At 58.6% G+C, this 20,200-nt stretch carries 21 protein-coding genes; 13 read left to right on the top strand and 8 right to left on the bottom strand.

Going from position 1 to position 20,200, the window contains the following annotated elements:
• Positions 1-69: 69 nt before the first annotated feature.
• Complete coding sequence (locus GOW40_RS01875; RefSeq protein WP_371731797.1) at positions 70-1,065, bottom strand: hypothetical protein; 996 nt, start codon at positions 1,063-1,065, stop codon at positions 70-72.
• A gap of 317 nt (positions 1,066-1,382) precedes the next feature.
• On the opposite strand from GOW40_RS01875, the gene GOW40_RS01870 reads away from it, so the two are divergent.
• Both GOW40_RS01870 and preA read left to right on the top strand, forming a co-directional pair.
• A complete protein-coding gene (locus GOW40_RS01870; protein WP_171129030.1) occupies positions 1,383-2,717 on the top strand; it encodes an NAD(P)-dependent oxidoreductase in 1,335 nt (444 codons plus the stop codon).
• A 69-nt stretch (positions 2,718-2,786) separates the two neighbouring features.
• The gene (preA, locus tag GOW40_RS01865) at positions 2,787-4,091 is read left to right on the top strand and encodes an NAD-dependent dihydropyrimidine dehydrogenase subunit PreA (protein ID WP_171098502.1); all 1,305 of its coding nucleotides are present in this window, start codon (positions 2,787-2,789) and stop codon (positions 4,089-4,091) included.
• A 154-nt stretch (positions 4,092-4,245) separates the two neighbouring features.
• Here the strand turns inward: preA and GOW40_RS01860 are convergent, their stop codons facing one another.
• Entirely contained in the window at positions 4,246-5,139 is an 894-nt protein-coding gene (locus tag GOW40_RS01860; protein ID WP_171129032.1) for an EamA family transporter, read from the bottom strand.
• A gap of 80 nt (positions 5,140-5,219) precedes the next feature.
• Here GOW40_RS01860 and GOW40_RS01855 point away from each other — a divergent pair, with 80 nt between their 5' ends.
• Positions 5,220-5,708, top strand: coding sequence for a MarR family winged helix-turn-helix transcriptional regulator (locus tag GOW40_RS01855; RefSeq protein ID WP_171098505.1), 489 nt, complete (start codon positions 5,220-5,222; stop codon positions 5,706-5,708).
• 210 nt (positions 5,709-5,918) lie between these two features.
• Here GOW40_RS01855 and GOW40_RS01850 read toward each other — a convergent pair whose 3' ends face one another.
• On the bottom strand, positions 5,919-6,527 hold the full coding sequence (locus tag GOW40_RS01850) for a TetR family transcriptional regulator C-terminal domain-containing protein (RefSeq protein ID WP_171130464.1): 609 nt from the start codon (positions 6,525-6,527) through the stop codon (positions 5,919-5,921).
• A gap of 172 nt (positions 6,528-6,699) precedes the next feature.
• On the opposite strand from GOW40_RS01850, the gene GOW40_RS01845 reads away from it, so the two are divergent.
• From GOW40_RS01845 to GOW40_RS01800, 10 genes are all read left to right on the top strand, one after another.
• Positions 6,700-7,950, top strand: a complete 1,251-nt coding sequence (locus GOW40_RS01845; RefSeq protein ID WP_171129033.1) for a Zn-dependent hydrolase — start codon at positions 6,700-6,702, stop codon at positions 7,948-7,950.
• Between the two features lie 92 nt (positions 7,951-8,042).
• A complete protein-coding gene (gene hydA, locus GOW40_RS01840) occupies positions 8,043-9,497 on the top strand; it encodes a dihydropyrimidinase (protein ID WP_171129035.1) in 1,455 nt (484 codons plus the stop codon).
• A gap of 54 nt (positions 9,498-9,551) precedes the next feature.
• The gene (locus GOW40_RS01835) at positions 9,552-10,349 is read left to right on the top strand and encodes an ABC transporter ATP-binding protein (RefSeq protein WP_171129037.1); all 798 of its coding nucleotides are present in this window, start codon (positions 9,552-9,554) and stop codon (positions 10,347-10,349) included.
• Positions 10,339-10,773 carry a GNAT family N-acetyltransferase gene (locus GOW40_RS01830; RefSeq protein ID WP_171129039.1) on the top strand — a complete coding sequence of 145 codons (435 nt, stop codon included), beginning with the start codon at positions 10,339-10,341 and terminating at the stop codon, positions 10,771-10,773. The genes GOW40_RS01835 and GOW40_RS01830 overlap by 11 nt, the downstream gene beginning before the upstream one ends.
• On the top strand, positions 10,770-11,702 hold the full coding sequence (locus GOW40_RS01825) for an ABC transporter permease (RefSeq protein WP_171098514.1): 933 nt from the start codon (positions 10,770-10,772) through the stop codon (positions 11,700-11,702). Before GOW40_RS01830 ends, GOW40_RS01825 begins: the two co-directional genes overlap by 4 nt.
• Positions 11,699-12,544, top strand: coding sequence for an ABC transporter permease (locus GOW40_RS01820; RefSeq protein WP_171129041.1), 846 nt, complete (start codon positions 11,699-11,701; stop codon positions 12,542-12,544). Before GOW40_RS01825 ends, GOW40_RS01820 begins: the two co-directional genes overlap by 4 nt.
• Before the next feature lie 59 nt (positions 12,545-12,603).
• A complete protein-coding gene (locus GOW40_RS01815) occupies positions 12,604-13,593 on the top strand; it encodes an ABC transporter substrate-binding protein (protein WP_171098519.1) in 990 nt (329 codons plus the stop codon).
• Between the two features lie 140 nt (positions 13,594-13,733).
• Positions 13,734-14,447: an ABC transporter permease gene (locus tag GOW40_RS01810; RefSeq protein WP_171129043.1), complete on the top strand. Its 714-nt coding sequence runs from the start codon at positions 13,734-13,736 to the stop codon at positions 14,445-14,447.
• Positions 14,440-15,174, top strand: coding sequence for an ATP-binding cassette domain-containing protein (locus GOW40_RS01805; protein ID WP_171129045.1), 735 nt, complete (start codon positions 14,440-14,442; stop codon positions 15,172-15,174). Before GOW40_RS01810 ends, GOW40_RS01805 begins: the two co-directional genes overlap by 8 nt.
• Before the next feature lie 20 nt (positions 15,175-15,194).
• Complete coding sequence (locus GOW40_RS01800) at positions 15,195-16,010, top strand: substrate-binding domain-containing protein (RefSeq protein WP_171136375.1); 816 nt, start codon at positions 15,195-15,197, stop codon at positions 16,008-16,010.
• 39 nt (positions 16,011-16,049) lie between these two features.
• Here the strand turns inward: GOW40_RS01800 and GOW40_RS01795 are convergent, their stop codons facing one another.
• The 5 genes from GOW40_RS01795 to fdh3B all read right to left on the bottom strand — a co-directional run bounded on the left by GOW40_RS01795 (position 16,050) and on the right by fdh3B (position 20,198).
• Positions 16,050-16,922, bottom strand: coding sequence for a helix-turn-helix transcriptional regulator (locus GOW40_RS01795; protein ID WP_171129057.1), 873 nt, complete (start codon positions 16,920-16,922; stop codon positions 16,050-16,052).
• Positions 16,923-17,048, bottom strand: coding sequence for a hypothetical protein (locus GOW40_RS22305; protein ID WP_256367816.1), 126 nt, complete (start codon positions 17,046-17,048; stop codon positions 16,923-16,925). It abuts the gene before it with no gap.
• A 17-nt stretch (positions 17,049-17,065) separates the two neighbouring features.
• Positions 17,066-18,325, bottom strand: a complete 1,260-nt coding sequence (locus GOW40_RS01790; protein ID WP_171129059.1) for a c-type cytochrome — start codon at positions 18,323-18,325, stop codon at positions 17,066-17,068.
• Positions 18,326-19,525 (bottom strand): formate dehydrogenase subunit gamma, encoded by a 1,200-nt coding sequence (locus tag GOW40_RS01785; protein ID WP_171129061.1) that lies wholly within the window; start codon positions 19,523-19,525, stop codon positions 18,326-18,328.
• A gap of 76 nt (positions 19,526-19,601) precedes the next feature.
• Entirely contained in the window at positions 19,602-20,198 is a 597-nt protein-coding gene (gene fdh3B, locus GOW40_RS01780; RefSeq protein WP_170792313.1) for a formate dehydrogenase FDH3 subunit beta, read from the bottom strand.
• Positions 20,199-20,200 lie beyond the last annotated feature (2 nt).

The raw sequence follows: 20,200 nt of genomic DNA, 5'->3' as shown, positions 1-20,200 counted from the left end.
GAAATCTCCCTTTGGATTATAGCGTTAACCAATCTCTAGGCCATTGACCGCGTCCGCACAACGCTCCGGTTATCGCTGCCACAACCCCTTGGCCTTGATCGCCTTGCGAATGGCCTGTTCGCGCTGGGGCAGGTTGTTCTGATCAAACATCTCGCGGATCTTGGCACCTTTGCCCTGAATGACCAGCTTCTTGATCGGGTCATATGTCTTGAGCACTTTCTTGACCTTGTTGGGGGCCGCGACGGTTTCCAGAACGTCGATCACATGATCGCTTTCGCGCGCATAAAGCAAAGGGAACAGGCGATAGTGACAGCTGACCGACCCATCCAGCAGTCCATCGGGCAGAACATCGCGGCCACCGCCAAAGGATTGGATCACCAAGGGCAGGGCAACTTGATCCAGCCAGGGATCAAGGGTTTGGCCGGTGAGCTCGGGGATCTCTTCGTCGCGAATGGTGCGGGCATAGTCCAGAAACCGCGCGCCGAATTGGCGGGGGCATTTGTAAAAGAAAAAGCCTGCGTTGAAATAGAGATACCGGCGCCAGTAGTCCTTGGGCTGCGACGTATCGATCGAGCTTTCAAAGTCCAACCCGAACCGGTCATAAAGCGCGCGCCAGATCCCGTCATAGCCAGGGCCATAAAGCGTCGGGCGTGGCCAGGTGCCCTCGACCTTTTGCGACGCACCGGGGCGGTCGAAGTCAAAGGGCACATCTGCCAGTTCACCGGTGATCAGCGTATCGCTGTCAAACAGGATAAACGGCTCATCTTCGGGCAGGGCCAGCAGCGCTTCGATCTTGTTGCCTTGCGGATAGCTTGCGCCAAAGACATGCGAGTCAAACGGGACGATCTCAGCTCCCAACTGATCCAAGGCTTTCAGCACATCGGGATTCTGGATGCTGGGGTCCTGAGGCCAAAGTGAGCCCGGTTGCGGCACCGCCACCAATAGGCGACCGGAAAAACCGGGCGAACTGTGCCGCAAGGATGCGGCGAACAGAAGGGCCTCGTATTGCAGGCGGTTGTTTTGCCCGATGATGACAACATTGAACTTCGAGGTCTTGGCCATCATGCCTGCACTTTCTTGCCTGAGGGCCTCGTAAGCCCCGAATGGGTTCGGGATTACAGCAACGCGTCAGATGCGTCAAAACCCGATCTGTTTGAGTGCGCTGCTGGAATTTGTTTTCGTGCGTCGACGTTATGGGCAGGACATCGCAAAACCGGGCCCAAACACGTTTTGCCTCAAATTTACTCGGATGTGGTGCGAGATGGTCAAATCTGAGCGTCGATTGGCGGTTTTTGACCAAATGATAAATTTTACCAGTTGATAAAAAAATTTTTTGTGCCAAGCTGAAACCCATAACAAACATATCTACAGGGAGTAGAGTGATGGCACAGGGCCAGATGGCACCCGGCATCGTTGCCGGGCGGCTTTCCAGCGATGAGTTGACATCGAACTTCAGCGATCTGCATCCTCCGCTGCAGCCTCATGAGGCGGCTGTGGCCGCAGATCGGTGCTATTTCTGTTACGACGCGCCATGTGTGACGGCCTGTCCAACGGATATCGATATTCCGCTGTTCATCCGTCAGATTCAGGCCGCGCAACCGCAATCCGCTGCGCGCACGATCTTTGACCAGAATATTCTGGGCGGCATGTGTGCACGGGTCTGCCCGACCGAAACCTTGTGCGAAGAAGCCTGCGTGCGTGAGGCGGCTGAGGGCAAGCCGGTCGAGATCGGTCGCTTGCAACGCTATGCCACCGATACATTGATGGCAGCGGATGAGCATCCCTTTGAACGGGCCGCGCCCACAGGGAAAACCATTGCCGTCGTGGGCGCCGGACCGGCAGGTCTAGCTTGTGCGCACCGGTTGGCCATGCTGGGTCATGACGTGGTGATCCATGAAAGCAAGTCCAAGGCGGGCGGGCTGAACGAATACGGTATTGCTGCCTATAAATCGACCAATGATTTTGCGCAGGCCGAGGTCGATTGGCTGCTGAAAATCGGTGGCATCACCATCGAGACCGGGTCCGCTCTGGGCAATGGCGTGTCGATGGAGGGGCTGCTGGATGCATATGACGCCGTGTTCCTGTCCATCGGTCTGGCGGGTGTGAACGCGCTGCGGGCGCAGGGGGCCGAGAAAGACGGCGTGCGTCACGCGGTCGACTTTATCTCGGATGTGCGGCAGGCGGATGATCTGGCAAACCTGCCGGTTGGACGCAATGTCGTGGTGATCGGCGGTGGTATGACCGCTGTAGACGCGGCGGTGAAATCCAAGCTGCTGGGGGCCGAGCATGTGACCATCGCCTATCGGCGTGGGCGCGACGCCATGGGTGCCAGCCGCTATGAACAGGATCTGGCCGCTTCGCATGGGGTACGGATCATGACCAATGTTCAGCCGGTGGCCGTGCATGGCAACGGGGCAGCGGTCGAGATTGAGCTGGAATACACCTCAAGCGAAGGCGGCAGCCTGATCGGAACTGGCGAAACGGTGCGCATCCCGGCAGATCAGATCCTCAAGGCGATTGGCCAGAACCTGGATGGCGCGCCCAAAGGGTTGCAGCTGGAGGGCAACAAGATTGCCGTCACGGGCGCTGGCCGGACATCGCTGGCCGGGGTCTGGGCCGGGGGCGATTGCGCCGCTGGTGGCGAAGACCTGACCGTGACCGCCGTGGCCGAAGGCCGGGATGCCGCAATGGACATCCATGCTAGCCTGTCCGCGTGACACATGGGTTGCGCCATGAATACTTGTGAAAAGATGAAGATGCAGAACCGCATCGGGGAGGCCGGATAAATGGCTGATTTGACGACGAACTTTCTGGGAATTTCAAGTCCGAACCCGTACTGGCTGGCCTCGGCACCGCCCACGGACAAGGAATACAATGTCCGCCGCGCCTTTGAGGCCGGTTGGGGCGGTGTCGTGTGGAAAACGCTGGGGGCCGAAGGTCCTCCGGTGGTGAACGTAAACGGCCCGCGTTATGGCGCGATCTATGGCGCTGATCGGCGGTTGCTTGGGCTCAACAATATTGAGCTGATCACAGATCGTCCGCTTGAGGTGAACCTGGAAGAGATGGCCCGGGTCAAGTCCGACTATCCTGATCGCGCGCTGATCGCTTCGATCATGGTGCCCTGCGAGGAAGAGGCGTGGAAAGCCATTCTGCCGCGGGTGATGGAGACCGGCGCGGATGGGATCGAGCTGAACTTTGGCTGCCCCCACGGGATGAGCGAGCGCGGCATGGGATCTGCCGTTGGGCAGGTGCCTGAATATATCGAGATGGTGACGCGGTGGTGCAAAAAGTACTATGACCGCCCGGTCATCGTGAAGCTGACACCCAATATCACCGATATTCGCAAACCCGCAGCAGCGGCCAAGAATGGTGGCGCGGATGCGGTGTCGCTGATCAACACCATCAACTCGATCACCAGCGTCAATCTCGATACTTTCAGCCCCGAACCCTCGATTGACGGCAAAGGCAGCCACGGAGGTTATTGCGGCCCGGCGGTCAAACCGATTGCGCTGTCGATGGTGTCCGAGATCGCGCGGGATCCGGCCACCCACGGTATGCCCATTTCGGGCATCGGTGGCGTGACCACGTGGCGCGATGCGGCCGAGTTCATCTCGCTGGGTTGTGGCAACGTGCAGGTATGCACCGCAGCCATGACCTATGGGTTCAAGATCATTGATGAGCTGACCGCAGGCTTGTCGGAATGGATGGACGAAAAGGGCTATTCCAGCGTTGATGAGGTCATCGGCCGTGCAGTGCCTAATGTCACCGACTGGCAGTATCTGAACCTGAACTACATCGCCAAGGCCAAGATCGATCAGGACCAGTGCATCAAATGCGGTCGCTGCTATGCGGCCTGTGAGGACACCAGCCACCAGGCGATTGCAATGTCAGAAGATCGGGTGTTCGAAGTGATCGACGAAGAATGCGTGGCCTGTAACCTCTGTGTTGATGTTTGCCCGGTCGAGGGCTGCATCTCGATGGAGCCGATGGCTGCGGGAGAGATCGATCCACGTACCGGGCGCGAGGTTCAGCCCGAATACGCCAACTGGACAACGCATCCCAACAATCCGATGGCCAAAGCGGCTGAATGATTGGGACCGGAAGGATCGGGATGGGCGTCGCTGACGCCCAGCCCATGCGGTAAGCGTCAAAGAATACCGCTAGAGGATGCAGACGGCTAGACCTTGTGTTTCCCGACGCGAACATCCGACGACCCTTGTCGGATGTTCGCTGCAAGCCCATACTTCATGATTTCTGCACCGCGGCTACTGTTGGCTTAGTCGATACTGGCTTCGATCTCAGAGCGTATTGACCAACGAACACGCTCAGGAGGACGACAATCATTCCAATGCTTTGCGGAATACTCAGCGTTTCATTGAGAAAGAACCAACCGAGCAAAGCCGCACTCATTGGACTTAGAAGGCCCAGTATCGAAGCCGCTGTTGGTTGGATGATACGGATGCCGCGCAACCAAATAATGTATGTCAGGGCCGCGCCGATAAGGCCCAGATAGGCTAGCCCTAAGACGTTCGTTCCGCTTATCGTCGACCAATCCGTTGGCGCAAAAGGAGCAAAGGGCACCAAAAGCAAGCCGCCAGCCGTCAATTGCCAACTCGTAAAGATCAGAGCGCTAACCGGCGGCTGCCATTTTCGGCTCAGCACGGTGCCGAAGGCCATGGATGCAGACGCGGCAATACCTGCAACAACCCCCCACATATCCAGCTTCGCTTCGGGTGTCAGGACGAGAAGTGCAACCCCAACAGCGCCCGCCGCGACTGCGAACAGTGAAAGCACCTTTATTGGCGATCCGAGCAAGAAGCGCGATGCGAAGATGACCACAAACGGCTGCAATGCCCCCATCACAGCTGCGACGCCGCCGGGTAAACGATATGCGGCAAAGAAGAGTAGTGACCAGAATATCGCGAAATTCAATGCGCCCAAAACGAACATCTTCCAGACCCAGTGACCGTGGGGGACTTGGCGCACTAGGCACAACAGAAGGAGGCCAGCGGGCAGAGCGCGCAGGACAGATACGGTCAGTGGATCAAGGTTGGGTAGGAACTGTGTGGTGACAATGTAACTGCTGCCCCAAACAAGCGGGGCCAGCGCCGTGAAGGCAAGATCAAAGGGGCGGGACATCGGGATCTCCAATTTATCTCGACGTAGAGATAAAAGCAATTAGCTTGACGTCAAGATAAAAATCCATTCTGTGTTGTAGCATGTTCGATATTGAAGAGATCAGAGCGCAGTGGGCAAAGCAGCGGCCAGACATTGACACCGGACCAATGGGCGTGATTGGCAGGGTGGTCAGATTGTCGGCTCTCTACAGCGAAGAGATGGGCAAGACCTTTGTAAAACACGGGCTGAGCGCGTCGAGTTTTGATGTGTTGGCCACGCTTCTGAGGTCGGGGCCGCCCCATGCGCTGTCGCCTAACCAACTGCTTGCGACGATGATGGTGACGTCAGGCACAATGACGAACCGCATTGACCAGCTTGAAAAGGAGGGCTTAGTGGCGCGTGTCCCGAACCCGGAGGACAAGCGCAGTGTCCATGTGAAGCTCACAGCGAGCGGGATAGAAAAGATTGACGCCGCCGTATCAGACCACGTTGTTGTTCAGAAGCAATTGGTTGAAGGGCTGTCCGAATTGGATCAGTCTGAGCTGAACACCATGCTGGATAAATGCCTTTCGTCCTTCGCGGATAGGTAAAAAGCAGACTTTAAGAGCTCTTCATCGAACGGCGGCTTTGTCCGCAGAGCCGACCTTTATCGAAGTGACTTCAGGGTCTGCATTTGCAAGTGAACGCCCTGTCGAGGAATTATCTGAGAGGATCGTGGATGCGAAACCTCAGCAAACCAAGGGCGGGCTTATGACGGCTCATTTGTTTGGGCGAGGACTGGTCGCGGTCGCCACCCTTTTTTATGGCGTCAGAAGCTTGCGATAGAGCAGATCCACAAAGGGCTCTGCGCCTTCAAACGGGTCTTCGTCACCCAGGATGGCGCGAACCTGCACGTCGAAATCGGCATAGTGCTGGGTCAAGGCCCAGATCGAGAAGATCAGATGATAGGGGTGCACCCGCGCGATTTTGCCCTGATCCATCCAGCGGGTCAGGATGATGACTTTGGAATCGACCAGAGCTTTCAGGTCTTCGGACAAAGCGGCATGGATGCGCGGTGCGCCCTGCACCAGCTCATTGGCAAACAGACGGCTTTCGCGCGGCAACTCGCGGCTCATTTGCAGTTTGCGCTGGATATAGGCCAGAATCTCTTCCATCGGGTCGCCGTTTTCGTCAAGCGCATGCAGGGGCGCCAGCCAGACCTCGAGCAAGCCAGACAAAAGCGCAGTGTGAATCGCCTCTTTCGACGGGAAATAGTAGAGCAGATTGGGTTTGCTCAACCCGGCCTCGGAGGCGATTTGATCTACGGTTGCACCCCGGAACCCATGTGCGGAAAACACGTTCAGAGCGGCGTCCAGAATCATGGCGCGGTTCTTTTTCTGTATTCGGGTTGGGGCGCGGTCTTTCGGCATGTTTTCTGGTCGTCTCATTTTGCGCCAATCTGGCGATTGCACTGCTAAAAATTCGGGCTGCGCCACGCAATTTCTTGACTGGTGTTGAACCCGTGATAGCCTGAGTTTGACCAGATGGTCAAATCAAGACAGAAAAAAGCGAGCTTAATCGCAAGCGACAGGGAAAATGACTATGGCGGCTCCGGCGCAGAACCTCAGGATTAATGGCGACAGGCTGTGGGACAGTCTGATGGAGATGGCAAAGATCGGCCCCGGTGTTGCTGGTGGCAACAATCGCCAGACGCTGACGGATGAAGATGCGGAAGGCCGCGCGCTGTTTCAGACCTGGTGTGAAGAGGCGGGCTGTTCGATGGGGTTGGATCAGATGGGTAACATGTTTGCCCGCCGCGAAGGCACCGATCCCGAGGCGCTGCCGGTCTATGTGGGCTCGCACCTGGACACCCAGCCGACGGGCGGCAAATATGACGGCGTTCTGGGGGTTCTGGGCGGGCTAGAAGTGATCCGCACGCTGAACGATCTGGGCATCAAGACCAAACATCCCATCGTTGCGACCAACTGGACCAATGAAGAGGGGACGCGCTATGCGCCGGCGATGTTGTCGTCGGGCGTGTTTGCCGGGATGCACACGCAGGATTGGGCCTATGACCGCGAAGATGCCGAGGGCAAGAAATTCGGCGATGAGCTGAAGCGGATCGGCTGGCGCGGTGATGAGGAAGTGGGTGCGCGCAAGATGCATGCGTTCTTTGAACTGCATATCGAACAAGGGCCCATCCTGGAAGCCGAAGGCAAGGATATTGGCGTGGTCACCCATGGCCAGGGGCTCAGCTGGACTCAGATCACCGTGACCGGCAAGGACGCGCATACCGGATCAACCCCGATGCCCATGCGCAAGAATGCCGGTTTGGCCATGGCGCGTATTCTGGAGAAAGTAGATGAGATCGCCTGGTCTCATGCGCCGCATGCGGTCGGCGCGGCAGGGCATATCGATGTGTTTCCAAACTCGCGCAACGTGATTCCAGGAAAGGCAGTGTTTACCGTCGATTTCCGCTCACCCGAGTTGGAGGTGATCACCGATATGGAGAACCGCCTGCGGGTGGCGGCAGAAGATATCGTCAATGAGATGGGACTCGAGATCGCTTTTGAAAAGGTTGGCGGCTTTGATCCGGTGAAGTTTGACGAAACCTGCGTGAGCGCTGTGCGCAACGCCGCTGAACGGCTGGGCTATTCGCATACCGATATCATCTCGGGCGCGGGGCATGATGCCTGCTGGATCAATCGGGTCGCGCCCACCGCGATGGTGATGTGCCCCTGCGTCGACGGGTTGAGCCATAATGAGGCCGAAGAGATCAGCAAGGATTGGGCCGCGGCCGGGGCGGATGTTCTGTTTCATGCGGTTGTCGAGACCGCCGAGATCGTGGGTTAGGGGGCGCTGCCCCCGTCGCCCGTTGGGCGACTCCCCCGAGGTATTTTTGAACAGAAGAAGCACGCGGCGCAGACCGCGATAGGGAGAGTAAAATGAGCACTGTGATCAAGAACGGAACCGTGGTGACAGCGGATTTGTCCTATAAGGCCGATGTTCTGGTCGAAGGTGGCGCGATCACCGAGATCGGGATGGATCTGAAGGGCGACAAAGAGCTGGATGCCACGGGCTGTTATGTCATGCCGGGTGGGATCGACCCGCATACCCATCTGGAGATGCCCTTTATGGGCACCTATTCCAGCGATGATTTCGAAAGTGGCACGCGGGCAGCCTTGGCCGGTGGTACCACGATGGTGGTTGATTTTGCACTGCCCAACCCCGGCGAGAGCCTGCTGGATGCGCTGAAACGCTGGGACAACAAATCGACGCGGGCCAATTGCGACTATTCCTTCCATATGGCGGTGACCTGGTGGGGCGAGCAGGTTTTTGACGACATCAAGACCGTCATCGAGACGCGTGGCATCAACACATTCAAGCATTTCATGGCCTATAAAGGCGCGTTGATGGTGAATGATGACGAGCTTTTTGCCTCGTTCAAGCGGCTGGCCGAGCTGGGCGGTATCGCGATGGTTCATGCCGAGAACGGAGATGTGGTGGCCGAGCTCAGCGCCAAACTGCTGGCCGAGGGCAATGTAGGCCCCGAGGCGCATGCGTATTCCCGGCCGCCGCAGGTTGAGGGTGAGGCCACGAACCGGGCCATTATGATTGCCGATATGGCGGGTGTGCCGCTTTATGTGGTGCATACGTCCTGTGAAGAGGCGCATGAGGCTATTCGCCGGGCCAAGATGAACGGCAAGCGGGTGTGGGGTGAGCCGTTGATCCAGCATCTGACCCTGGATGAGAGCGAGTACTTCCACCAGGACTGGGATCATGCTGCGCGCCGTGTCATGAGCCCTCCGTTCCGCAACAAGCAGCATCAGGACAGCCTGTGGAATGGGTTGCATTCGGGGACGCTGAGTGTTGTGGCCACGGATCATTGCGCCTTTACGACCGAACAGAAACGCTATGGCGTGGGGGATTTTACCAAGATCCCCAATGGTACGGGTGGGTTGGAAGACCGAATGCCGATGCTGTGGACTCATGGGGTGAACACCGGCCGTCTGACCATGAACGAGTTCGTGGCAGTGACATCAACAAACATCGCCAAGATACTGAATTGCTATCCGAAAAAAGGCGCGGTTTTAGTGGGCGCAGATGCCGATCTGGTGGTTTGGGATCCCGAAAAGACCAAGGTGATCAGCGCCGATACGCAGCAATCAGCGATCGACTACAATGTGTTTGAAGGTAAAGAGGTCAAAGGCCTGCCGCGCTTTACGCTGACCCGGGGCCAGGTGGCTGTGCATGATGGCGAAATCCGCACACAGGAAGGCCAAGGGGAGTTTGTGGCCCGAGAGCCGAACGGGCATGTGAACAAAGCGCTGAGCACATGGAAAGAACTGACAGCCCCGCGCCCGGTAGAGCGGTCGGGTATTCCGGCGACAGGCGTTTGATCGACGCGGGCTGCCGTGCGGCGGCCTACCGTTTCGTGTTTTCAAGGGGATGGAATGAATACTGCAACTCAACCTCAGCCTGTTGTCGAGGCGCGACAACTGGATCTGACGTTTCAGACCAATGACGGGCCGGTGCACGCGCTCAAGGATGTGAACCTGACCATCGACAAGGGCGATTTTGTCAGCTTCATCGGACCCTCGGGCTGCGGAAAGACGACGTTTCTGCGTTGCGTCGCAGCGCTGGAGACGCCCACCGGGGGTTCGCTGACGGTCAATGGCATGACACCCGATGAGGCACGACGCAAGCGGGCCTATGGCTATGTGTTTCAGGCGGCGGGGCTTTATCCGTGGCGGACCATTTCCAAGAATATCAAACTGCCGCTTGAGATCATGGGCTATTCTGCGGCGGAACAGGATGAGCGGGTGAGCAAGGTCCTGGAGCTTGTTGATCTTGAAGGGTTTGGTGCCAAATTTCCCTGGCAGCTCTCGGGCGGGATGCAGCAGCGGGCCAGTATCGCGCGGGCGTTGGCGTTTGACGCGGATATCCTTCTCATGGATGAGCCGTTTGGCGCGCTGGATGAGATCGTGCGTGATCACTTAAACGAACAGCTTCTGGCGCTTTGGGCGCGGACGGAAAAGACCATCGGGTTTGTGACCCATTCGATCCCCGAGGCGGTGTATCTGAGCACCAAGATCGTGGTGATGAGCCCTCGGCCCGGGCGGATCACGGATGTGATCGACAGCCCTCTGCCGAAAGAGCGGCCCTTGGACATTCGCGACACGCCCGAGTTTATCGAAGTTGCGCACAGGGTACGCGACGGGCTGCGGGCAGGGCATTCCTATGACGACTGACACGCAGATCCGACGCGCCACGCACGAAGACACATTGGCCTGCGCCAAGGTTGTTCATGCCTGGGCGTCTGAAACCGACTGGATGCCGGACGAACTGCCGGTGGAGCAATTGGCCGGGCTGATCCGCGACGCGTTTGACAGCCGTGAGATCTGGGTCGCTGGTGATCCGGTGGATTGTTACATGTCCGTCGATCCTGCCCAGAAGAAGATCGGCGCGCTCTATTGCCGCCGGACCGGGCAGGGCATCGGCAAGGTGTTCTTGGATAAGGCCAAGGAAAATCGGGATTTTCTGTGGCTGACGACGCATATCCCAAACACATCTGCGCAGAGGTTTTACCTGCGTGAAGGGTTCGAAGTGACGGCAGAGGAACCGCCAGTGCCCCCGGATACCGTGCCGGTCTATCGGATGGAGTGGCACGCATGAAACAGGCCCTTGCAGTTCTTACTGTGTTGTTCGCGATTGTCGCGATTTGGTACGCAGCGGTTGCGCCGATGAACATCCGCGTGGCCTTGGATCAGGCGGAACGTGCCGGAGAGCTTGTGACGCCGGAAACCGCCCGTGACCGGCGTGAGACGTCGACCTGGGTACTGATGGCGAAAAACCCAAGCCATATCTCGACTGGATATGCGCTGGACCGTCCGCGTTTACCCGCGCCGGATCAAGTTGCGCAGGAGCTTTGGAAGACCACTGGAGAAATGGTGGTAAAAGGGCGCGCGTTTTCGAAGCGGTCGCTTATTTATCATGCCGGGATCACGCTGCAGTCTACCTTGTGGGGGTTCCTGCTGGGCACCACTTTGGGGATTTTGGCGGCAGTGGCGATTGTCTATTCTCGCGTGGCGGATATGAGCCTTATGCCCTGGGCCATCATCAGCCAGACCATCCCCATTGTTGCACTTGCGCCAATGATCATTGTCGTTAGCTCTCAGGTCGGGATCGAAGGGCGCGGTGTGCCCAAGGCGATTATCTCGGCCTATCTGTGCTATTTCCCGGTGCTGGTCGGGATGGTAAAAGGGTTGCGCTCGCCCTCGCTGCCGCAACTGGACCTGCTGAAAACCTATAACGCTTCGGGAACACAGGGTTTCTTCAAGCTGCGGTTGCCGTCTTCTTTGCCGTATCTGTTTACCTCGCTCAAGGTGGGGATCGCTGCAGCATTGGTTGGAACAATTGTCGGAGAATTGCCAACAGGGGCAGTTTCGGGTTTGGGTGCCCGGATTTTGATCGGTGACCAATTTGGGACGCCTCTGGCGATCTGGGCGGCTTTGTTTGCTGCGGCGATTTTGGCGGGCCTTCTGGTGACGCTGCTGGATCTGCTGCAACGTATCGCGTTACGCCGCATGGGGATGAACACATGACCTGGCTGTCTGTTTCGTTGCTATTCTGGGGCCTGGCTTGGTGGGCCAACTACCGGCTGGCGATTTCAAAGTATCGCAAGACCCGTGGTGCCCGCGTGCTGGTTCCGGTGTTGTTCGGTGTGACTTTGCTGGTTCTATGGGAAGGTATTGTGCGCGGGTTGAACGTCTCACCGGTCATTCTGCCACCACCGTCCGACGTCGCCGATGAGTTTATCCGGTCGTCCCAAATTCTGTGGGAGGATTTCAAACAAACGGTCTTCAAGGGTGCGCTCACCGGCTTTTTCATGGGATGCGTTGCGGCCTTTGCCTGTGCGATTGCCATTGACCGTTCAGCGTTTTTGACCCGTGGTTTGTTGCCGATCGGGAATTTCGCGGCGGCTTTGCCCATCGTTGGCATCGCACCCATTCTGGTCAGCTGGTTCGGGTTCGACTGGCAATCCAAAGCCGCCGTTGTGGTCGTGATGGTGTTCTTCCCCATTCTGGTCAACACGGTTCAAGGCCTGCGCGAGTCTGATGCGATGCAGCGCGACCTGATGCGAACTTATGCAGCCAGCTATTGGCAAACGCTTGTCAAACTGCGTCTTCCTGCCGCGATGCCGTTTATCTTCAATGGGTTGAAGATTGCGACGACCCTTGCTTTGATCGGCGCAATTGTGGCTGAATACTTTGGGTCCCCGACACGGGGCATGGGGTTCAGAATCTCGACGGGCGTGGGAAGTCTGGAAATCGATCTGGTCTGGGCCGAGATCGCCGTGGCAGCGTTGGCCGGCACAGTTTTCTACGGTTTGGTCGCATTGATCGAAAAAACGGTGACCTTCTGGCACCCGTCGCAACGAGGCTAACAACAAAATTCAAAAGATCCCGGAAGCGGGGCACTAAACTCAACTAGGAGAAGATGAAGATGAATAAGCTAATCAGCGGGGCGGTTGCCGCCTTCGGTCTGGCCGCCAGTTCTGCCTGGGCCGCAGACGAAGTGACACTGCAGTTGAAATGGGTCACGCAGGCCCAGTTTGCGGGCTATTATGTCGCTGCGGACAAAGGTTTCTACGAAGAAGAAGGGCTGGACGTGACGATCCTGCCCGGCGGACCCGACATTGCGCCCACTCAGGTGATCGCCGGTGGTGGGGCCGACGTGACCGTGGAATGGATGCCCGCGGCACTGGCCGCGCGCGAAAAGGGCCTGCCTTTGGTCAACATTGCGCAGCCTTTCAAAAGCTCTGGCATGATGCTGACCTGCTGGAAGGACGCTGGCATTTCTTCGCCCGAAGACCTCAAGAACCGTACTCTGGGTGTTTGGTTCTTTGGCAATGAATTCCCGTTCATGAGCTGGATGAGCCAGTTGGGTATCGACACTGGTGGCAAAAGCGAAAGCGGCGTCGAAGTTCTGAAACAGGGCTTTAACGTCGATCCGTTGCTTCAGCGCCAGGCCGATTGCATCAGCACCATGACGTATAACGAATACTGGCAGGTGATCGATGCGGGTGTGAATCCTGACGAGCTGGTGACCTTCAAATACGAAGATCAAGGCGTGGCCACGCTGGAAGACGGTCTTTATGTGCTGGAAGAAAACCTGGACGATCCTGCTTTTGTCGACAAGATGGAGCGTTTTGTGCGGGCCTCGATGAAAGGCTGGAAATACGCCGAAGAGAACCCGGACGAGGCTGCTCTGATCGTTCTGGACAATGACGAAACCGGCGCACAGACCGAAACCCACCAGAAACGCATGATGGGTGAGATCGCCAAGCTGACTGCTGGTTCGAACGGAACGCTTGATCCGGCGGATTTCGAACGGACCGTTGATACGCTTTTGGCGGGCGGTTCTGATCCGGTGATCACTGCCAAGCCCGAAGGCGCCTGGACCCATAAAGTGACGGATGCAGCGCTGAACTAAACGCTGTTTTTCCAAGAATGAAACGCGGTCCCGTTTGGGGCCGCGTTTTTTGTGTTCAGCCGACTCTTGACCGTATTGAGACGGCGTACTCTACTGTCAAATGACGCATTTACTGCGAGATAAATTAGTTTCGGTAGAGCATGCAGGGGTTTGCAGAAGAATTCAGAATGGCGGTGTCTCTGATCCTTCAAGGGGATGCAGAGCTGTGGGCCATTGTGATGCTGTCTCTTCGGGTGTCGGTCCTGGCGGTGCTGATTTCCGCGCTGATCGGGATGCCGATTGGCGCGGCGCTTGCAGTTGCACGCTTTCCCGGACGTCGTGCTTTGATCATCCTGATGAACGCGCTGATGGGCTTGCCGCCCGTGGTCGTGGGCCTGTTGGTCTATCTGATGCTGTCGCGGTCGGGCCCGCTTGGCGTGCTGGAACTTCTTTATACGCCCATAGCGATGATCATCGCGCAGGTGGTTCTGGTCACACCGATCATTGCCGCCTTGACCCGGCAAGTGGTCGAGATGCTGGCCGAGGAATACGCGGAACAACTGCGATCGCTGGGCGTGTCGCGCTTGTCTTCGGTGCCGGTGCTGTTGTGGGACGCCCGCCTGGCGCTGGTGACGGCTTTGCTGGCAGGATTTGGCCGCGCGATTGCCGAGGTCGGGGCGGTGATCATCGTGGGTGGCAACATCAACCATGTAACGCGGGTGATGACCACCACCATCGCGCTTGAGACCTCAAAGGGCAATTTGGCGCTGGCCTTGGCGCTTGGTGCCATTCTGATTGGCATCGCCGTGGCCGTAAACGCGATGGTCAGCGCTTTGACCCTACGGGCCGAGCAGGAGGGGTTGCGTCATGCGTGACTTGGCACCTGAAACCGGCGCTGGCCTGAAGGTACGCGGGCTGAGGCTTGCACGCAAAGGCTCGGTTCTGCTGGACGTGGCAGAGCTTCGGTTGGACGGTCCCGGGCCAACCCTGATCCTTGGCCCCAATGGGGCGGGCAAAAGCCTGCTTCTGCGGTGCCTGCACGGGTTGATCTCAGCCGATCAGGGGCAGGTGCTGTATCGGGGTGGTGTCCTGACCGCAGAGCACATGGCGCGCCAAGCGATGGTGTTTCAGCAACCGGTGCTCTTGCGCCGCTCGGTCGCGGCGAATCTGGACTTTGTGCTAAAACGTCAGGGATTGAGCCGTGAGATCCGCAAGGCTCGGATCTCGGCACTTTTGGCCGAAGGCGGTTTGCAAGACAAGGCCCGTCAATCCGCGCGTTCTCTTTCAGGGGGTGAGGCGCAGCGGCTGGCCATTCTGCGCGCGCTGGCCACGGATCCCGAAACGCTGTTTCTGGACGAACCGACCAGTGCATTGGACCCAAGCGCCACGCAGGTGATCGAACAGATGATCCGGCGCGCCTCGGCGCGCGGGGTGCGCATTGTCATGGTCACGCATGATATCGGGCAGGCCCGGCGTCTGGCGGCGGATATCGTGATGATGCAGGGCGGTCGCGTGGTCGAACAAGGTGCGGCCAAACAGGTGTTGGACGCACCGATAACGCAAGCTGCGCGCCGTTATTTGGCGGGTGGGCTGGTAACCTAATTCAATCATTTGGAGATGACATGATCCGCGCAATGATCAAAGCGGCCCTTGTGGCTATTGCCGTGACAGCGGGCGAGAGCCGGGCCGAGTCGCCGTTCATCATCGTGCAATCCACCACCTCAACGCAGAATTCGGGGCTGCTCGATTTCATTCTGCCGGGGTTCGAGGCTGAAACCGGCATCGATGTGCGGGTGGTAGCCGTGGGCACCGGGCAGGCGATCCGCAATGCAAGAAATGGCGACGGGGATGTGCTGCTTGTGCACTCGAAACCCGCAGAAGAGGCTTTTGTCGCCGACGGTTGGGGGGTCGAACGGTTTGATGTTATGTATAACGACTTTGTGTTGGTCGGTCCGAAATCGGATCCGGCGCAGGTAAAAGGTGGTGATGACATCGTCGCTGCCCTAACAGCCGTGGCAGAGGCTCAAGCGCCCTTTGCCTCGCGCGGGGATGACAGCGGCACCCATAAGGCCGAACTTGGTCACTGGGCGCGCACGGGCATCGACCCGACGGATGCGTCCGGGACGTGGTATCGCGAAACCGGGTCGGGCATGGGGGCCACATTGAACATTGCAAGCGGTATGGGAGCCTATGCGCTGACAGACCGGGCCACGTGGCTGAGCTTTGGCAATCGCGGGGACTTGGACATACTTGTCGAAGGCGACCCGGCCTTGTTCAATCAATATGGCGTGATCCTTGTGAATCCCGAAAAGCACTCAGGCGTGCGCGCCGCAGCGGGGCAGCGGTTTATTGACTGGTTGACCGGCCCGGACGGGCAGAGCGCGATCGAAGCCTATCAGCTGGATGGCCAACAGCTCTTCTTTCCGAACGCAAAGTGAATTGGCCTGTGGCGCGCGTATTCTTGAAAAGATGAAGCCTTATCCGTTGGCTCCATTGAAGTGAACCTGGCCCAAACCGCGCAGGTCATAGCCGCCCATTTCAGCAGCGCGTGCGTGAAACCTGTCGCTGCGCAAAAAGCTGAGAAGCTGCTGCATCGGAGGGTCGAAATAGGCGCGGCGCCAGATGGCAAGGTCCAGCCGCTCGGTATGGGTGGGGGTGAATTCCAGCCCGTAAGATTGCGCCAACGCCCCCAGACCAAAACCGATATCAGCCTTCCCATCGCGCAGGGTCGCGGCCAGGTCTTCTTCGGTGCGGGCGCAACCGGGCAGGGTGTTGAGATCATCGAGCGACAGCCCATGGGCCGTGAGCTGTTTCTCGAAAAGGCGCTGGCTGGCGGCGCTGTTCTGACGAAGGATGATGCGGCGGGATTTGAGGTCGTGAAACCCGGATGGTGCGTCTTGGCCTGCGGCCAGCAGAAACCCCCGTTGGCGTTGGGCAAGTTCGACCAGCACCACAGGCGCTTCGCCCAGCGTGTCGCGCAGGGCTTGTGTGTTGAACCCATCCTCTTCGTGGATATGCAGGGCCGCGGCCTGCGCGCTGCGCTCTTTCAGCCGGGTCAGTCCGTCAAAGGAGCCATCGTAATAGGTCGCCAGACCGGACCCGCTTTCCCGCAGCGCCCAATCCAACAGTGGATCATGGCTGCCCGCCACAATCGGTGGCAGCGGTGGTTCGGCCACCTGCGGGCCAGACCGTGAGGCGTTGAGCCAGGCGATGATCTCGGCCCTTGGGAACAGCAGTTTGCCCATGGCCCGGACGCATGGCACTTCGCCGGACGAGGCCAGATCATAGGCTTTGCGCTCGCCAATGCGCAGCAATTCGGCCAGTTCGCGGGTGGTCAGGTATTGTGACATTCAGTCCAGGCGCACCGCAGGACCGGATGTTGTGTCGGCGGCGCTAAAGCCGATCTGGTTCAGCACGGCGGGCGCGGCGAAGGCGATCACGACCATTGCAGCAGCGGCGGCAAGAAAGGCTTTCATGGATCTCCTCTGGTCTTCTATGGCGCGCCTGTGGCTTGGCGCAGGAACTCGATCAGATCAACGCGGTCTTGTGCTTCGGTGATGCGTTGCATGGGCATCTTCGAGCCGGGGATATAGTGGTCCGGCCCTTCGTCGAACAGGGCGTCGATTGTTATCTCATCCCAAATGATATCAGAGTCTTGCAGGATATCCGAGTAGAAATATCCCGGCAGTGCCCCAGCCCTGCGCCCGAAGATCCCGTGCAAAGTCGGGCCCGCGCGGCGCTGGTTGTCGGGGGTCAGGCTGTGACAGATCGAGCATTTGCGGGCAAACTGCCGCTCGCCATTGCTCATGGCGTTCGGGTCTTTGAGGAAACTGGGCTCTGCCGCAGCCATCTGGTCCTGGTCGCCCAAAGTGGCGATGGGCCAGCTATACATCGCCTCGTCGATGCCGCCCGCGTGGATGTTCTGCCCGTCCGGCGAAAAGGCCAAAGCCCAGACTGGGCCGCGCAGGGTAGCGCGGAAATCCTGAGTGATGCGCCAGTCGACCGTGTCGATCAGCATGATATATCCCTCGCCGTCGCCCACCGCCAATGTTTGACGGTCCGGGCTGAGGGCCAGGGCCAGGATCGGGCGGCGGTCCAGGGTAAAGTCGCGCTCTGCGCCGGTGGAAAGGTCAAGGATACGGGTGACGCCATCGACCGCGCCATAGGCGATCCAGTTGTCTTGTGCATTCAGGACCAATTCATTGATCCCAAAGCCGTGTTCCAAAAGGCGCTGGCGCTCGGACCCGGATGCCACATCCCAGATGCGCAATGACCCGTCCATGCCGGCCGAATAAAGCAGGTCTCCGTCGGGTGAGAACACCACCGCGTTCACGCCGCCTCCTGTGGGCCCCAAGACTGTCGGGCTTGAACCGTCGATGGGCCAAAGCCCAATCGAGCCGTCCCAACTGGCCGTTGCCACATGGGTTTTCGAAGCAGCAAGCCCCACGATCTTGCCTTTGTGCTGCCCCAGAACTTTGCCGCCGGGCCATTGGCGCAGGGTGAAGTCATCACCTGCGGAATAGAGGGCTGTACCGTTGAAAGCGACGACGTTGACCGCCGCTTCATGCCCCTCTAGCCACTCGGGTGCCTGATCGGTCCAGATGGCAACGGAATTGTCGAAACTGGCGGTGGCGATGCGCCCATCAGGTGCGGTGGCGATGCCCATGATCGGCCCGCCATGGCCTTTGAGCGTAAAGAACTCTGCAAGGGCGGGCAGGGGGATCAGCGCAAAGGCCAGAACCAGCCCGCGCATTTATTCAGCGGGAGAGGTGGCGGCTTTGCCAGCCTCTTTTTCCTGAACCTCTTCCAGCCACAATGAATGGTGTTCGCGGGCCCATTGTTCCTCGACCTCGCCGGTTCCCATGGCGTCGAACGCGCCTTCCATTCCGACCGAGCCGAGATAGATATGGGCGATGATGATGGCGATGAACACATAGGCCACCATCACGTGCCAGACCTGCGCGTATTGCATCTCTTCTTGCGGTGACATCTGCACCGGCAGGTTCTGGCCGAACATCTGCGGGATCCCGGTGGAATTGGCGATTGCAAAGGTCTTGGCAAACATCGGCAGTTCGAACGGAAACAGCAGCGAAAGGCCCGACAAGCTGATTGAGATACCCAACAGGATGCAGGACCAGAAGATAATCTTTTGTCCGGCATTGAACTTTCTGGCGGGCGGGTGGCTGCCCTTGGTGAATAGCCCGCCGCCAGCGGCCAGCCATTTCAGGTCGGTCCGGTTGGGAATGTTATGGGCGATCCAGTTGAGGGTTACGATGATCAGGCCCAGCATGAAGGCCCAAGCCAGGTTGTTGTGAAGCCATTTACAGGCCTGCGCGATGGTTGCGAAGCCTTCCTTGCCGAAAAGCGGGATCAGGAAGTCGCGGCCATAGAGCGTCAGCAGCCCGGTGATGCCAAGGATCAGGAACGATCCGGCAAACAGCCAATGGCCAAATCGTTCGAAACTGTTGAACCGCGTAACCGTGCGACCGGTTTTGTCGCCATCAATGCGAATACGCCCGCGCAGGAGAAAGAACAGGATGATGATCGCCAGCATCCCGCCCAGTATATAGGTGCCATATTCGCGCAGAGGCCCGGTTCGGAACGCCCACCACCACATGCCACCGTCCTGAATCAGCACACTGTCAGCCGGCCCATTAGAGGATACGGTCACATCCGCCGATCCATAACGCAGTTGCCGATAGACATCGCTGTCCGAGGCTACTCCGCTTGGGCCAAACTGCCCCAGCAAACCTTCGACATTGCCCTGTCCGGTATTTTCGGACCGATAGCTGCTATTGACCTTCTCGCCGCGCTGTCGGGCCAGAATATCCTCAAGCGTGGTGGCGCCGCCAGTCTGTGCGCGATCGGGTTCGGCTGTATCCCCTGTGGTTTGGGCCGCAGCCGAAAGAGTCAGTCCAAGGGTGAACAGGATTGCAGTGAGAAAGCGCAGCATCTGAACCTCGGTCAAAATCCAAGATCAGATGACCCGCAAGGGCTGCGGGTCATCCGTTTTGCTTTATAGGACGGGCTCAGCCGTCTTTCTGGTCGTAGGCTGTACCCCAGCCCCAGGCGCCCGAACCGAAGCCGCGCGCCACGACGCGCTCGCGATAGACGGCTGACACCACATCGCCGTCACCGGCTAGCAGGGCCTTGGTGGAACACATCTCGGCGCAGATGGGCAGTTTGCCCTCGGCGATCCGGTTGCGCCCGTATTTGGCGAACTCTGCGGTCGAGTGCGTTTCTTCGGGGCCACCGGCGCAGAAGGTGCATTTGTCCATCTTGCCGCGTGATCCGAAGTTGCCCGCCTGCGGGTATTGCGGCGCGCCAAAGGGGCACGCGTAAAAGCAATAACCACAGCCAATGCACAGGTCCTTGGAGTGCAGGACAACCCCTTCTTCGTTCTGATAGAAGCAGTCGACCGGGCACACCGCCATGCAGGGCGCGTCTGAACAATGCATGCAGGCGACCGAGATCGAGCGTTCGCCCGGGTCACCGTCATTGATCGTCACCACCCTGCGGCGATTCACGCCCCACGGCACCTCGTGCTCGTTCTTGCACGCGGTGACGCAGGCATTGCACTCGATGCAGCGTTCGGCGTCGCAGAGAAATTTTGCTCTTGCTGCCATTA

It is taken from the genome of Ruegeria sp. HKCCA6707, assembly GCF_013033515.1.
In the GTDB taxonomy this organism is placed as follows: Bacteria; Pseudomonadota; Alphaproteobacteria; order Rhodobacterales; family Rhodobacteraceae; genus Ruegeria.
The sequence above is the reverse complement of the archived record's forward strand: the minus strand, read 5'-3'. Positions and strand labels throughout refer to the sequence as shown.

What these genes read in the sequence shown, in the direction of transcription:
- GOW40_RS01875 (WP_371731797.1), bottom strand. Translation starts at nt 1,065, where the DNA reads ATGATGGCCAAGACCTCGAAGTTCAATGTTGTCATCATCGGGCAAAAC.
- GOW40_RS01870 (WP_171129030.1), top strand. Translation starts at nt 1,383, where the DNA reads ATGGCACAGGGCCAGATGGCACCCGGCATCGTTGCCGGGCGGCTTTCC.
- preA (WP_171098502.1), top strand. Translation starts at nt 2,787, where the DNA reads ATGGCTGATTTGACGACGAACTTTCTGGGAATTTCAAGTCCGAACCCG.
- GOW40_RS01860 (WP_171129032.1), bottom strand. Translation starts at nt 5,139, where the DNA reads ATGTCCCGCCCCTTTGATCTTGCCTTCACGGCGCTGGCCCCGCTTGTT.
- GOW40_RS01855 (WP_171098505.1), top strand. Translation starts at nt 5,220, where the DNA reads ATGTTCGATATTGAAGAGATCAGAGCGCAGTGGGCAAAGCAGCGGCCA.
- GOW40_RS01850 (WP_171130464.1), bottom strand. Translation starts at nt 6,527, where the DNA reads ATGCCGAAAGACCGCGCCCCAACCCGAATACAGAAAAAGAACCGCGCC.
- GOW40_RS01845 (WP_171129033.1), top strand. Translation starts at nt 6,700, where the DNA reads ATGGCGGCTCCGGCGCAGAACCTCAGGATTAATGGCGACAGGCTGTGG.
- hydA (WP_171129035.1), top strand. Translation starts at nt 8,043, where the DNA reads ATGAGCACTGTGATCAAGAACGGAACCGTGGTGACAGCGGATTTGTCC.
- GOW40_RS01835 (WP_171129037.1), top strand. Translation starts at nt 9,552, where the DNA reads ATGAATACTGCAACTCAACCTCAGCCTGTTGTCGAGGCGCGACAACTG.
- GOW40_RS01830 (WP_171129039.1), top strand. Translation starts at nt 10,339, where the DNA reads ATGACGACTGACACGCAGATCCGACGCGCCACGCACGAAGACACATTG.
- GOW40_RS01825 (WP_171098514.1), top strand. Translation starts at nt 10,770, where the DNA reads ATGAAACAGGCCCTTGCAGTTCTTACTGTGTTGTTCGCGATTGTCGCG.
- GOW40_RS01820 (WP_171129041.1), top strand. Translation starts at nt 11,699, where the DNA reads ATGACCTGGCTGTCTGTTTCGTTGCTATTCTGGGGCCTGGCTTGGTGG.
- GOW40_RS01815 (WP_171098519.1), top strand. Translation starts at nt 12,604, where the DNA reads ATGAATAAGCTAATCAGCGGGGCGGTTGCCGCCTTCGGTCTGGCCGCC.
- GOW40_RS01810 (WP_171129043.1), top strand. Translation starts at nt 13,734, where the DNA reads ATGCAGGGGTTTGCAGAAGAATTCAGAATGGCGGTGTCTCTGATCCTT.
- GOW40_RS01805 (WP_171129045.1), top strand. Translation starts at nt 14,440, where the DNA reads ATGCGTGACTTGGCACCTGAAACCGGCGCTGGCCTGAAGGTACGCGGG.
- GOW40_RS01800 (WP_171136375.1), top strand. Translation starts at nt 15,195, where the DNA reads ATGATCCGCGCAATGATCAAAGCGGCCCTTGTGGCTATTGCCGTGACA.
- GOW40_RS01795 (WP_171129057.1), bottom strand. Translation starts at nt 16,922, where the DNA reads ATGTCACAATACCTGACCACCCGCGAACTGGCCGAATTGCTGCGCATT.
- GOW40_RS22305 (WP_256367816.1), bottom strand. Translation starts at nt 17,048, where the DNA reads ATGAAAGCCTTTCTTGCCGCCGCTGCTGCAATGGTCGTGATCGCCTTC.
- GOW40_RS01790 (WP_171129059.1), bottom strand. Translation starts at nt 18,325, where the DNA reads ATGCGCGGGCTGGTTCTGGCCTTTGCGCTGATCCCCCTGCCCGCCCTT.
- GOW40_RS01785 (WP_171129061.1), bottom strand. Translation starts at nt 19,525, where the DNA reads ATGCTGCGCTTTCTCACTGCAATCCTGTTCACCCTTGGACTGACTCTT.
- fdh3B (WP_170792313.1), bottom strand. Translation starts at nt 20,198, where the DNA reads ATGGCAGCAAGAGCAAAATTTCTCTGCGACGCCGAACGCTGCATCGAG.